Origin of the sequence: Chitinophaga sp. W3I9 (assembly GCF_050434025.1) — a bacterium.
Taxonomy (GTDB): Bacteria; Bacteroidota; Bacteroidia; order Chitinophagales; family Chitinophagaceae; genus Chitinophaga.
In genome coordinates this window covers 4,061,738-4,075,860 of sequence record NZ_JBNPWC010000001.1, presented here as the reverse complement: position 1 = coordinate 4,075,860, position 14,123 = coordinate 4,061,738, and the positions used below count along the sequence as shown (strand labels likewise).

At 49.1% G+C, this 14,123-nt stretch carries 11 protein-coding genes; 7 read left to right on the top strand and 4 right to left on the bottom strand.

Annotated features, from left to right (window positions below):
• Positions 1 to 8: 8 nt before the first annotated feature.
• Together QFZ51_RS16750 and QFZ51_RS16745 are read left to right on the top strand one after the other, a co-directional pair.
• Positions 9 to 3,146, top strand: a complete 3,138-nt coding sequence (locus tag QFZ51_RS16750) for an efflux RND transporter permease subunit (RefSeq protein ID WP_429047349.1) — start codon at positions 9 to 11, stop codon at positions 3,144 to 3,146.
• Between the two features lie 17 nt (positions 3,147 to 3,163).
• Positions 3,164 to 4,246 carry an efflux RND transporter periplasmic adaptor subunit gene (locus tag QFZ51_RS16745; RefSeq protein ID WP_429047347.1) on the top strand — a complete coding sequence of 361 codons (1,083 nt, stop codon included), beginning with the start codon at positions 3,164 to 3,166 and terminating at the stop codon, positions 4,244 to 4,246.
• Between the two features lie 49 nt (positions 4,247 to 4,295).
• Here QFZ51_RS16745 and QFZ51_RS16740 read toward each other — a convergent pair whose 3' ends face one another.
• The 3 genes from QFZ51_RS16740 to QFZ51_RS16730 form a co-directional block, all read right to left on the bottom strand.
• A complete protein-coding gene (locus tag QFZ51_RS16740; protein ID WP_429047345.1) occupies positions 4,296 to 7,400 on the bottom strand; it encodes an amino acid adenylation domain-containing protein in 3,105 nt (1,034 codons plus the stop codon).
• Between the two features lie 200 nt (positions 7,401 to 7,600).
• Entirely contained in the window at positions 7,601 to 8,386 is a 786-nt protein-coding gene (locus QFZ51_RS16735) for a sterol desaturase family protein (protein ID WP_429047343.1), read from the bottom strand.
• Between the two features lie 90 nt (positions 8,387 to 8,476).
• Positions 8,477 to 9,073 (bottom strand): Crp/Fnr family transcriptional regulator, encoded by a 597-nt coding sequence (locus QFZ51_RS16730; protein WP_429047341.1) that lies wholly within the window; start codon positions 9,071 to 9,073, stop codon positions 8,477 to 8,479.
• 202 nt (positions 9,074 to 9,275) lie between these two features.
• On the opposite strand from QFZ51_RS16730, the gene QFZ51_RS16725 reads away from it, so the two are divergent.
• On the top strand, positions 9,276 to 10,004 hold the full coding sequence (locus QFZ51_RS16725; RefSeq protein ID WP_429047338.1) for an AraC family transcriptional regulator: 729 nt from the start codon (positions 9,276 to 9,278) through the stop codon (positions 10,002 to 10,004).
• A 35-nt stretch (positions 10,005 to 10,039) separates the two neighbouring features.
• Here the strand turns inward: QFZ51_RS16725 and QFZ51_RS16720 are convergent, their stop codons facing one another.
• Positions 10,040 to 10,411: a hypothetical protein gene (locus QFZ51_RS16720; RefSeq protein WP_429047336.1), complete on the bottom strand. Its 372-nt coding sequence runs from the start codon at positions 10,409 to 10,411 to the stop codon at positions 10,040 to 10,042.
• Positions 10,412 to 10,517: 106 nt separating this feature from the next.
• Between QFZ51_RS16720 and QFZ51_RS16715 the strand changes: the two genes are divergently transcribed.
• The 4 genes from QFZ51_RS16715 (at position 10,518) to QFZ51_RS16700 (ending at position 14,109) form a co-directional block, all read left to right on the top strand.
• The gene (locus QFZ51_RS16715) at positions 10,518 to 11,165 is read left to right on the top strand and encodes a sigma-70 family RNA polymerase sigma factor (protein ID WP_429047335.1); all 648 of its coding nucleotides are present in this window, start codon (positions 10,518 to 10,520) and stop codon (positions 11,163 to 11,165) included.
• Between the two features lie 111 nt (positions 11,166 to 11,276).
• Positions 11,277 to 11,558, top strand: coding sequence for a hypothetical protein (locus QFZ51_RS16710; RefSeq protein WP_429047334.1), 282 nt, complete (start codon positions 11,277 to 11,279; stop codon positions 11,556 to 11,558).
• Between the two features lie 151 nt (positions 11,559 to 11,709).
• Positions 11,710 to 12,747: an alpha/beta fold hydrolase gene (locus tag QFZ51_RS16705; protein ID WP_429047333.1), complete on the top strand. Its 1,038-nt coding sequence runs from the start codon at positions 11,710 to 11,712 to the stop codon at positions 12,745 to 12,747.
• Between the two features lie 33 nt (positions 12,748 to 12,780).
• Positions 12,781 to 14,109: a heme-binding domain-containing protein gene (locus QFZ51_RS16700; RefSeq protein WP_429047332.1), complete on the top strand. Its 1,329-nt coding sequence runs from the start codon at positions 12,781 to 12,783 to the stop codon at positions 14,107 to 14,109.
• The last annotated feature ends 14 nt before the right edge of the window (positions 14,110 to 14,123 follow it).

Here is a 14,123-nt window from a genome sequence, read left to right as displayed (position 1 = left end):
CATTCTTTATGAAACTAATCATTTCGGCATTAAGGCATCCCGTCACCATACTGGTAGCTGTTATTGCCATCCTCTTTTTTTCCTTCCTCTCCATCCGCAACGCCAGGGTGGATATATTCCCGCGCCTCGGCCTGCCGGTGGTGTATGTTGCCCAGCCTTACGGGGGTTTGTCGCCCGAGCAGGTGGAAGGTTTTGTTACTTCCTACTATGAATACCACTTTCTATACATCACCGGTGTCAAATACGTGGAGTCAAAAAGCATACAAGGCGCGGCCCTCATCAAAATAGAATTCAACGAAGGCACTGATATGAGCCAGGCAATGGCAGAAGTAGTAGGCTATGTGAACAGGTCCCGGGCATTTATGCCTCCCGGTACCGTGCCACCATTTATTACGCGCTTTGATGCTGGCAGCGTGCCGGTAGGACAACTCGTATTCAGCTCCGACAGCCGCTCGCTGGGAGAAATATCAGATCTGGCGCTGTTCCGCGTGCGGCCTATGTTTTCAACACTGCCGGGCGTATCTGCCCCACCGCCGTTTGGTGGTAACCAGAAAACAGTACTGATCACCATAGACCCGGAAAAACTGCGTGGGCATAACCTCTCACCGGACCAGGTGGTACAAACCATCGCAAAGTACAATACTATTTCTCCTGCGGGCAATGTGCGTATCGGCGATACTACTTACATCACACCGCAAAACAGCGTGATCGAAACATTACAGGACCTGCAGAACACGCCGCTGCAATCCGGCGCAGGACCGGCGGTATATGTGAAAGATATTGCCAACGTTACGCTGGGATCTGATGTAACAACCAGCTATGCGCTGGTCAATGGTAAACGCTCTGTTTATATCCCCGTAACCAAACGCGCCGACGCTTCCACCTGGGAGGTAGTGCAACGGGTAAAAGCGGCACTGCCTGATATGCAGGCGGCCATCCCGGAAGATATAAAAGTAACCTACGAATTTGACCAGTCCGGATACGTGATCAACTCCCTGAAAAGCCTGTTGTTTGAAGGCGGACTCGGCGCACTGCTCACCGGCCTGATGGTATGGTTTTTCCTGGGCGACAGGCGCAGCGCGCTCATCGTGGTCATGACCATCCCGCTGGCATTACTTTCGGCAGCCACACTGTTGTACCTCGCCGGGCAAACCATTAATATCATGACCCTGGGAGGACTGGCCCTATCAGTAGGCATCCTGGTAGATGAAGCCACGGTAACCATTGAAAATATTCACCGGCACCAGGAAGCGGGTAAAAATAAAGCACGCGCCATTGCAGATGCCTGCCGGGAAATAGCGGCGCCAAAACTGCTGATCCTCCTGAGCATCCTCGCGGTATTTGTCCCCTCCCTGTTTATGAACGGCGTGCCCAAAGCCATGTTCCTGCCTTTATCACTGGCAGTAGGCTTCGCCATGATAGCTTCTTTCCTGCTATCGCAAACTTTTGTGCCGGTAGCGGCCAACTGGTTGCTAAGGGATCATCAAACCCAACAGAACACCGGCTTTTACCATCGCCTGCAACAGCGGTATACCAACACCGGCCAACGCTTTCAAACCGGCTTTGGATGGCTTACCACCCTGTTCCTGGTAGTGTCATTGCTGCTCATGGGAGTGTTGTTCTATTTTACCGGCACGGAACTCTTCCCGCAAACCGACAGTGGCCAAACACAGGTTCGTTTGCGCATGCCCGTAGGCACCCGTTTTGAACGTACAGAAGATGCTACCAGGAAACTGTTGCGACTGTCCGACAGCATTGCCGGCAAAGGGAACACCGACATCACTTCTGCCTTTATTGGCACACAGCCGTCCAGCTTCCCCGTAAACTACATTCATCTGTGGACCGGTGGCCCGCATGAATCAGTAACAAAAATAAAGTTGAATAAAGATGTGATTCCGATAGCTGTTTTCCGGGAGAAATTACGCGCAGCCGTTGCAAAAGAAATTCCGAAAGCCACGGTTTCATTTGAACCGGGCGACATCGTGGAACAGGTGCTGAACCTCGGTAGCACGAACCCCATAGAAATAGCTGTGGTAAACCGCAACCTCGCAGAGGGCAGGAAAACAGCGCAGCAACTGGTACATCAGCTGTCGGCCATTCCTTCGCTGCGGGATCTGCAAATTGCCACACCGCTGGATTACCCGGCCATCAGGCTGGAAATAGACCGCGTAAAAGCCGGACAGCTCGGCATCTCCGGCGAACAGGCAGCCCGCTCTGTTGTTACCGCTACTTCCTCCAGCCGCTTTACGTCGCCTAATTACTGGCTCGACAAAACTACCGGAACGGCCTACCAGGTGCAGGTGCAATACCCCGAATACCGGATGAACAGCACCGCGCAACTGGAAGCAATTCCTATCTCCGGCGGCATTGGAAACACCCACTACCTCAGTGAAATAGCCACGTGGAAACGCACCGTTGTTGCCGGTGAATACGACCGCCTCAACCAGCAACGTTATATCACCATCACCGCAAACATCCACCGGCAGGACGCCGGAACCGTGTTTAATAAAATAAACGGCATCATTTCCGGCATGGGTAAACTGCCCAATGGAGCAAAAATACTGCTTCGCGGACAACCACAGCTGTTACAGCAAACGCTTACCAGTCTGCAGTTTGGACTGTTGATCGCTATCGTCGTGATCTTCCTGCTGATGACGGTTTACTTTCAATCGTTCCGCGTGGCACTGGCAACCTTGTCCATTATACCCGCGGTGGTAGCAGGTTCCTTGCTGTTCCTTTTTATTACCGGTAACACGCTGAATATCCAGTCGTATATGGGCGCCATCATGGCGGTGGGCGTGGCCATTGCAAACGCCGTGCTCTTTATTACCGGTGCAGAGTATAACCGGAAAGAAGGGATCGAGGCAGGTCATCTCCGCGCAGCGGAAACACGCCTGCGTCCCATCCTGATGACCAGCGTCGCAATGATAGCAGGCATGATCCCAATGGCGGCAGGGCTCTCGGAAGGAGGCGATCAAACCGCACCACTGGGCATCGCAGTGATCGGAGGCCTTTTATTTTCAGCCATCAGCGTATTATTTTTCCTGCCGCAGGTGTACCAGCTGATCGTTGGAAGAAGGAAATTTGTGGCGGTATCTTTAGATCCGGATGATGTAAACAGTATTCATCATGACAAACAATCTTAAAAAATAAATTTAATCATATGCGATCTATCGCGTTTATCAGTTTGGTTATAACACTGGCAGCCTGCGGCAACGCAGCGCAGCAACCGGAGCATAAAAATGACAGCGCCGCAGCGGATACCGTGCCGGTATTCTTATTGAAGCAGGACACTGTTAAAAAAACAATTGAATTACCGGCAGAACTCATCCCCTACGAAACCGCCGAATTATTTGCCAAAGTACAGGGCTTTGTGCGCAGCATGAAAGTGGACCTGGGTGACCGCGTAAAAAAAGGACAAACACTGGCAGTAATTGAAGCCCCGGAAATCAACAGCCGCCTGGCGGAATCCGAAGCTGCTTTACAATCCGCCAAAGCGAAATGGGCGTCCAGCAGGGATAATTATGAGCGCCTCTACAGGGCATCACAGGCGAAAACACCGGGCATCGTTGCCCCGGTAGACCTTGAGCGGAGCCGCAATCTGATGCTGGCCGACAGCTCCACTTACATTGCCGCCAGCAAACAATCGCAGTCCTACAAGGAAGTTTCCGGCTACCTGTATATCACCGCGCCTTTTGATGGCATCATTACCGCGCGTAAAGCCGATCCCGGTGCGCTCGTAGGCACCAACGCCATGCTGCTCACCGTTCAGAATAACCGCACGCTGCGTCTTCGTGCAGCCGTGCCCGAGATATACACCGCTGCCGCAAGCCCGTCAAAAAACATCGACTTTCGCGTAGATGCCTACCCTACCCAGCGCTTTAAAGCTACGCTCACCCGTAAGTCTGAAACCATCGATCCCGGCACCCGCACGGAGTTGTGGGAGTTCCAGGTAGATAACAGTGATCACTTACTTAAAGCAGGATCCTTTGCATATGTAAAGCTGCCGCTGGAACGCGGCACTACTTCCTTCATCGTGCCATTTGCAGCCGTAGCCACTACGCAGGAAAGGAAGTTTGTGATTAGAGTACACCAGGGCCAGGCAGAATGGGTGGACGTACGCCAGGGCATGACGGTAGATGCAGGCATTGAAATATTTGGCAACCTCTCTCCCGGCGATACCTTGCTTAAAAAAGCAACAGATGAAAGAAAGCCCGGCAGCACAGGGCTCTGGACATTGAAATAATATTATGAAAGATGCCCGCAGGTTGTTCCTGGCGGGCATCTTTTATAAATCACTGCTGATAAATCGCCTTTTCTGAATAGGGTCCCGGCAACACACCCAGGTATCGCAGATAACGATCCAGTAATTCTTTATCAAACACAGGTTCCGCTATACCACTCCCCTCCAGGAAAGTAGCCACATGGGTGTTATCCCAAATGTAGGTATCCTGGTACAACTCTACGGTAGATAGCCCCTCGTGCATATTGTCTTTGAACAAACTGGTGAGCGCATACAACCTGTTGGCAGGATCATCTTCCCATATCTTTCTCCATTCTTTATATGGCAGGCCACGCAGATCAAAAGAATAGTATTTATTCAAGAGGTCAAAAAACTGCTGCAACGTAAGGTTCGTTTCCGGGCTGGCAATCAGGTTAAATTTTAGACCCAGGGCTGTCTCCTTTTTTGAAATATAAGCGATGGCCTTTGTCATGTAATCTACTGTAATCAGTCCTTCCCTTAACTCCTTTAATGCAGGATACGCATTAAACTCAACACAGTTTTTCACTAGTCCGGCCCACCACTGGTAAGGTGCGCTGGCGCCGGTTTCGCTATGGCACATCGCATAGCCAAGCCGGTAGGTAATTACCGGCAATCCCTGCGCAGCCGCAAGATCTGCGATGCCTTCCATCACCCACTTGCTTCTTACATAGCCGATATCTTTGCTCACCGCCAGCAGGTTCTGGCCAATATCATCTGTTTCCTTCATCACGGTTTTATGCGTGAACACATGCCCCCAGCTGTATACAGAAATAGTGGACAGCAATACCAGGCATTTTGTTTTACCGGCAGCTGCAAAGGAAATAATTTCCCTTAGCCCTTCCACGTTGGCCGACTTCATAAACGAATAAGGTTCGATGAAATTGACGGAACTACCCGAATGATAAATCACATCAATGGTATCAGCTAATTCCTTAAACCCGGTTTCCGTTAATCCCATATCCGGTTTGGAGAAATCGCCCGTTACCGGTATAATACGCTGGCGCAGCGATTCATCGAGGTGGATGTGATAATTGTTCAGGTATCCATTGATCCGTTCCATCGCGTAATATTCGTTACTGGCCCTGATAAGACAGTATACCTTTGCATTGGAAGCCAGCAGCAGGTCTTTCAGCAGGTGAATGCCTACAAAACCGGTAACGCCGGTGAGTAATATTGCCCCTGGGTTTTGCAGCCTTATAATGTCAAAATCCCTACGGATAACAGTGCCGGGTTTCAGGTACACATCCTGCTGTAATGCAATATATGGTTCGACGTCTTCCTCCATCACAATGGTATCCGCCTGTGCCTGCCGGGCCGTCAGGGTTTGCGCCAGGTCTTTCAGCACCGGGAACTGGTATACATCTCTCATATATACTTTCAAAGACAACCTTCTCCCCAACGCAGTTACTACCGGCGCTACCCGAACAGAGTTGCCTCCGATATCAAAGAAGTTATCCGTGTTGTTGATGGCCTTCCGCCCCAATACACTTTCCCAGATAGCAGCAACCGTTATTTCCATATCTGTTACCGGCGGTTCATACACTGCTTCTTCTTCATAGGCAGCGGCCAGCTGCGATAACCTCGCCTGGTCCGTTTTCCCATTGGGGGTTACGGGGATTTTATCCAGGAAAATAAATTGCGAAGGGATCATGTAGCCTGGCAGCGCCTCTTTTAGCACCGCCCTGATGGCCGCGATTTCCGGCGCTGCTGCTTCCCAGTTTTTCACTAAAAAAGCAACAATATATTTATGCTGTTTTTCATCGTCGCGTGTAATCACAGCAACATCTTTGATACCATCGATTGGCAGCAGCACTTTTTCTATCTCCCCCAGTTCTATCCTGAACCCACGGATCTTCACCTGGTTATCGACCCGCCCTGAAAAAGTTAATTCACCCGACGGCAATAAGGAGACGAGATCACCGGTTTTATACAAACGCGCACCAGGTATAAACGGATGGTCAATAAATGATGCTGCAGTTTGCGCGGGTCTGTTCCAATATCCCAGTGCCAGTCCTTCCCCGCCGAGATAGAGTTCCCCAATACCACCTGCAGGCACGGGCTGCAGGTGCTGGTTTAAAATATACGCCTGTGTATTGGCAACCGGTTGCCCGATGGACGGTACATACTCCCCGTTTTCATCGCGCACAATCCGGCAGGTAGCGAAAATGCTGTATTCAGTAGGACCATAATAATCCACCAGTTGATAATCCAGGCCATGTGTGCGTACTGGCTTCAGTTTTTCTCCGCCGGTAAACAGGTAGCGCAGGTGAAGATGGGGAACAGAGCGGCTAAGTGCTACTACTTCCGGCGCCAGCACTGTGGGAACAAAAGCATGCGTGATACCATGCCTGGTATAGAACTGCAACAGCGCTGCTGCATCCGTTCTTTCTTCGTTGCTGGCTATCACCAGCGTAGCGCCGGTAGTAAGTGCAGTCCATATCTCCCAAACAGAAATATCAAAAGCAATTCCCGCCACCAGGGTAACCCGGTCGTTCGCGGTTACCTCAAACCGTTGCTGATGCCAGGTTACCAGGTGTTGTAAAGACCGGTGCGCCACCATCACGCCCTTTGGCATTCCGGTAGAACCGGAAGTATAGATGATATATGCCCGGTCATCGGCGGTCACCGGTACCTCCGGCAGGGCATCTGGCCATTCATCAAGACTGCCCAGCGAATCCAGCATCACATAGTGATACTTACCGGCATCCGGTAATGTATGTTTACTGGTCGTGATCACGCGGCTGGTTCCGGTGTCTTCCAGTATCACCTGTACCCGTTTAAGCGGATAGGAAGGATCAATGGGCACATATGCCGCACCCGTTTTTAAGATGCCAGTTACTGCTACCAGCCATTCAACGGACCTGTCGATCCATACCGGTATAATATCACCTGGCTTTACCCCCTGCTCCAGCAGGTAATGCGCCATCTGGTTAGATCGCCGGTGTAGGGTGTCGTAGCTGACTACAGCTGAGTCGAATACCACCGCAGTGCGATCCGGGTTAAGTACCGCCTGCTGATTGAAAAGAGAGATAACAGTGGCAGAGCGGTCATAGCGCCATTGCTCTCCCTGTACCATAAAATTTTCCGGATTTTCATACGCATAGTTTTGCTCCACGGGAGCGTGTTTGGGCTTCATAGAATAATAGTTAGAAATTAAGAAAAAGGGGCGTTTGCTTCCCCGGGTTAAAGGTTCTTACAAAAACGTGGTGTATATGGTTATATGGTTATTTTGTGCAGGCAAAACTATCTGGTTCCACTGCGATATTATTACAGTGGGAATAAATCCGGTTAAAAAAAAGCGGATGGTAAACCCATCCGCTTTTTAAAAATATTTGTTTAATTACTCCATACTGTCTTCTCCCCAAACCTTCGCTCCTGCAGCTGATCATACTCCTTTACATAGTCGGGGTGCTCAGTTCCCATCGCCCTGTCCCACACCCGGAAATACAACCCATAATTACCCCTGAACTTTTTGTGATGCAGGTTGTGGTGAACAGACGTATTGAACACTTCAAACAACCAGGTATGCCGGAACCCGCGTGGCATCAGTTCGTAGCCGAGATGGCCATATACATTGATAATAAACCCGGATACGGTGAACAACAGCACTGTAACCGGATGCATAGGCATTACGCTCGTAATCACCACCAGCACACCGCCTTCCAACACCGCTTCCAGGAAATGAAAACTATAGGAAGTCCAGGGAGAAGGATTGATGCTCTGGTGATGTACCAGGTGGGTGCGCTTAAACAGCTGCTTATGATGCAGCAGGCGATGCATCCAATAGAAATACGTATCGTGTATAACGAGACTCCCCACCAGGCTTACGCCGATGTACCACACCGGGAACGCCTGTATATCGGTATAGATCATGGTATACTGCCTCACCGGCGTAAACAGCAGTATAATCGTAATGGCGGTAAACACCAGCGTGCTTTGCATGGAATACCAGATCTCCCGGAGAAAATCTTTCTTTGATGCCAGCTTCTGCTGGATCTTGAAATGTTTAAACCTGTCTGGTAACAGCAGGTAGAATAATGTAAAAGGAATACCCGCCAACACAAAATACCGGAGGGCAGACATGCTAAAGATCTTAACGGTAGCTTCAATGATCGGTTCCATGGCCTTGAGAAATTTATCTCTCAAAATTAGAGAACCGCTATGGCAGATGTAGTTAACAAAAGATAATTTCGCTGCTTAACAAAGGATAATTTATCCCTTCCCCTTATCAAGCATCCGTTTGCGGATACGGCTTAACGACACGGGTGTGATGCCCAGCATGGAGGCAATATATTTATCGGGCACCCGGTTCACCAGGTCGAAACGCTCTGTCAGCAGGTTACGGTACCGCTCTTCCGGCGACAGCGTGACAAAAGATTCCATGATTTTTAACGACTCGGACAACATGCGCATCAGGAAGAAATTCCGCAGCGGTTCATATTCCGGGTGCGTTTTCAGTACTTCTTCCAACACATCATAATCTATTTCCAGCAATGTGACTGGCTCCAGTGCGCGGTAAATAAAACGGGAAGGCTGCCGGTGAATGATAGTATCATGCGAAGCGATAAATTGCTTTTCCCAGCGCAGAAACAAGGTGGCTTCATCGCCATTATCCTTAATAATATAGGCCCGCATGATGCCCTGTTCTATAAAAGCAAGACGGCGTTCGGTATCACCCTCATGGATATACGTTTCGTTGGCCGCCAGCTTTACCTGCCGCGTCATGGCAAATAACGGCGCGGTGTCGGCCGGCAGCACGCCGGCCAGGTCAAATAATAACTGCTGTAAGGTGGTGATGGATACGCTCATATGATCTGTCAGAGCGCTAATTTAAGGTTATTTCCCTACAAGCTGAGCTATTGTTAATTTCACCGTATTAGTCAATATTTTCATGATTCCGGACAAATGCTACTTTTGTTCTCTCACCTTATTATTTTACATTTCAAATAATCTTATGGGCTTAATTGCTTCATTACCGGATATAGAGAAAAAGAAAAATTCCGTTTTTGTCATGCACGAGAAATCGGAAAAACTAATCCCTCTGCACCGGCATAATAAGGGGCAATTAAGTTATGTGGAGGGGGGAATCGCCTATATTACCATTGAAAGCCTTACTTATATAGTTCCAGCCAGGCATTACTTCTGGATTCCGCAGGGAATGCCGCACATACTGCGGATCGGCTATAAGGCCACTGTGCTGCGGTCGCTCTATTTTTACGCCCACGATGATACCAGGGATCCTTTTTATAACAGGCTGGGAATTTACCCGGCCAGCGAATTAGTGATCCAGATGATCAATTACACGGAGCGGTGGGATGGAAAACATGTTGATAACACGGATCCCAACTTTGAATTCCTGGTAGCGCTGAAAAAGATCCTTCCTGAAAAAAGCAGGAAATCGCTCCCTATAGTTTTGCCTGCTACCAACAATGAACAGATGCAGGATATCATTGATTACCTGGAAAAAAATATCGGGAAAAAGCATACACTGACCAGCATCAGTAAGCAATTTAATATCGGGGAACGCTCCCTCTCCCGGTTATTTCAGGCTAACCTTAAAATTTCATTTTTGCAATTTCTTAAAACAATAAGAATGATAAAAGCTATTGAAATGATCTTAAAAACAAGTAAGCCTATCAACGAAATAGCTTTTGCGGTAGGTTACAGCAGCATCAATTCCTTCAGCGATACATTCAGGGGATTCCTGCATGCGAGGCCGTCGGACTTCAGAAAACTGTAACCGGTTAACCAGCGGCGTGCTGGTTAACCGGTCCGTTACGAATGTGCTTCCTTCATTTTTGTGAGTTGAGCCAGCGTATAGGCGCCGATTGCCATCACCAGGTCCCTGACCGCCACATCGAAGTACTGACCGCCAAGAAGCAATTGCAGTGCAATGCATATCAGCCAGGCCATTACAACGTACGCGCCGACCAGCGGACGCACCAATACAAGTATCCCCGCGGCAATTTCAATAATACCCACGATTTTCATGAAGGTGGCGGCGGCAAACGGGAGCATATCTGCATTACTGCCCAGGTAGTTTTCCCAGTGGGTAAGCAGGTTAGTGAATTTGTCCAGCCCGGCTACAATGGGCACAATGCCAAAGGTCAGGCGTAAGGTGCTTTGAAGCTGTTTTATGGTTGCCATGATACATATGTTTAGTGTATTAATTAGAGAGGCTATTGACAAAAAGGTTACAGGAAATCAATAGTAATTTTCTGTAACCTTTCTCCTCTTACTTCATCTAAATAACATGACCATACAAAAAGAAGCAATAGCCGCACAGGTTCCTGACCGGGAAGCAATAGAAAGAATACTGGCAGGTGAAAAGAAGATGTTCAGTGTAATCATCAGCCGGTATAACCAGCGGCTGTACCGGATTGGCATGTCTATCCTGGAAAATGATCCCGCAACTGAAGATGCCATGCAAAATACCTATCTCAATGCTTATTGTCACCTGTCACAATTTCAACACCGCGCTTCATTTGGCACCTGGCTTACACGGATTATGCTCAACCAGTGTTACGAACTGAAACGTAAAAATAACCTCCCTTTTAGTCAGTTACCTTCAGATAAATTCATAGACATGAAAACTCCGGCCAGAGATTTAGCGAATAAGGAATTGAACCAGATACTGCAAGACGCCATTACCCGCCTGCCGGAAAAATACCGGCTGGTTTTTATGCTGCGCGAAATCGAGGAAATGTCTGTCCGGGAAACCTCCGAAACACTGGCCATTGAAGAAAACAATGTAAAGGTACGCCTGAACAGGGCTAAGGCCATGCTCAGGGAAGATCTGACCGCCTATATGAAAGATCATGTCTACCATTTTCATTTAACCCGCTGCGACCGGATTACCCGTAATGTTTTACTAAAGCTGGGTATAGAAGGAGAAAGATGAATTGAAAAAATGTCATTTTCCTGAAAAAATTTCCGGCAGATACCGCCTGGTATACCCTTTGCCGGGTGCAGGGAAAGCATTTTAAGCATTCATTAAAATCTCCGTTAATATATGGTGAAAGGCTATTGTATTATCGTCGACATGAGGGTACAGGCCGGCTATACGGAATACTGCCGGTTCTATATCGGGGAAGACCGCAGCAGGGCGCGGGCACTCTTCGACTCCCTGCATGGCAGCATCGTCATTGAAAGCATCCTCCTGCGGATGAGCCTCGTAAACCTCGATGATACACCACACGAGGTATTGGTTGTCCGGTATTGCACCCTCACAGAACTCACTGAAAACTGCCGCCTGATCACTAAGGAGGTATTCCGTTATTTTAATATTGAGTAAACGGCGTGATAAAGGTTACCCCATCCGGCCAACCATATGTCTAAATGAGCCCCCATTTTGTCTAACTCACCCTAAAACCGGTTCCCGTTACCTGGTCCGGCTGGTACCTTTGTTTCGCCTGGGAGCACAAAAGCATCTGCAGGAACGCATTATGGAACCGACAAAAAAATTTAACCGCAGACATTTTTTAAGCGCTGCTGCTTTAACTTTCGCAGCAACCAAACTCTCACCCCTGCAGGCATTGGCCACTACGGGTCAAAGGGACAAAAAAGCTAGTCAGGCCCCTGTATCCTTTCAGGACATCAAACAGGTCAGGGCCGGGCTGTTGGATGTTGGCTACGCTGAAGCCGGCCCGGCAAATGGCCAGCCCGTTATCCTCCTGCACGGATGGCCTTATGATATTCACAGCTATGCAAAAGTATCGGCCATACTGGCTGCTGAAGGCTACCGGGTGATCGTGCCTCACCTGCGTGGTCATGGTACCACACAGTTCCTTTCTGCCGGCACATTCAGGAACGGGCAGCAGGCGGCAGTAGCAAATGATATCATCTCGCTGATGGACGCACTCCATATAAAAAAGGCGATCATCGGCGGGTTCGACTGGGGAGCGCGCACCGCCAATATTATCGCGGCACTATGGCCGGAACGCTGTAATGCAATGGTTTCTGTTAACGGCTATCTCATTAACAACCTGGCAAAAAATAAACAGCCCTTGCCTCCTAAAGCAGAATGGGGATGGTGGTACCAGTATTACTTTGCTACCGACCGTGGAAAACTGGGGTATACCGCCAATTGGTACGACTTCAACCAGCTGATCTGGAAAAATGTTTCTCCCAAATGGGATTTTGATGATGCCACTTATAAGTTGTCCGCAGCCTCTTTCAATAACCCCGACTATGTTGCCATTGTTATTCATAATTACCGCTGGCGGCTGGGCATAGAACCCGGTGAAGAACAATACGACGTCATTGAAAAGCAACTGGCTGCAGCACCGGTTATTACGGTTCCATCGGTTACGCTGGATGGCGATGCTGACGGCGTTGTTCCCGCCGGTGATGGTTCAGCGTATGCCCGCATGTTTACCGGCAAACACGTGCACCGCATCATCAAAGGAGCCGGCCATAACCTTCCGCAGGAAGCGCCGGAAGCATTCGCCAAAGCGATTATCGAGGCGAGCAGCTATGCCTGACATTGGAAATACATCTCAGTAAAAAAATAATTTATGAAGTTATCTTTCTGGAAAACCAGATCCGGCCTGGTAATAGCCCTGTTCATTTTAATGGTAACCGCTATGCAATTCATTGGTCAGCCGGTTCAAAACCACGCCGTTACGTCGCCCATAAAAGCGCCGGAGGAAGTACTGGGCATTCTTAAACGTGCCTGCTACGACTGCCACTCCAATGAAACTAAGCTTAGCTGGTATGATCATATTGCGCCGGTTTCATGGCTGGTAGCTGCCGACGTTACGGAAGCAAGGTCCCGGTTTAATTTTTCCACCTGGGATACACTCTCGTCGGCCGACCAGCAAGGACGCCTCTGGGAAATGGTGAATATGGTGCTGACAGGAAAAATGCCATTGAGCACTTATACTGCTACACATCCACAATCCAAGCTTTCTGCAAAAGATATCACTGTTTTAAAGGAATATGTAACGGATATCAGCCCCTCAAAATATCACGATACAACCATTATCAGTGAAGCCGCCCGGGAGTTCCAACAATTCCGGCAACAATCTCTTCTCTCAATGGAGAACCCGGTTGCTGCTAACGGAGTAGCCTATACGCCCGGCTACCGGGAATGGCAGGTGATCAGTACCACCAACCGGTTCGACAACCACAGTATCCGGGTAGTGTATGGCAATGCCCTTGCCGCAAAAGCCATCCGCGATAACCGGATCAATCCTTTCCCGGAAGGCAGCACCATCGTAAAAGTAGTGTGGAACAGCATTGAGGAAAAGAACGGTGACATCATCCCGGGTTCTTTAAACAGTGTACAGATCATGACCAAAGACAACCAGCGCTTCGCGGATAGTGAGGGCTGGGGCTTCGCAAAATTCAACGGAACAGCGTTGAAGCCTTATGGCAGCACACCTATGTTTAATACCACCTGTTTCAATTGCCATAAAATAGCCAGTGCGAATGATTATGTATTCAACCTTCCTTTAGTCGATAACGCACCTAAGCCGGCAAGGGAGATGTTTGATGCAGGAAACCTGCATGTGATCACATCGTTTGCTAACAGGCAAAAACAAACAATGTCTGTGTTGTATGGCAATACCGCCGCACAGCAATCTGCCCTTGCCGGTTACGAAAAACATACGCCCGGTGAAGTATTCCGGCTGGTGACCTACAAACAGGCCGATAATAAATACTGGTACGGCAGTTATATCAATGGCGAAGTTCAAACCGTGGAAATGGTATCCGGGGATGCGGACAAACTGACTTATCAACTGGAACGTGGCCACTGGCCGGTCAATAACGCAGGCAACAAAGTAGATGCAGCCCTCCGGATCAACAATATATTTTCCCACAGACCCTCTGTTTTCCCTTGATGCTTACCGGCGGG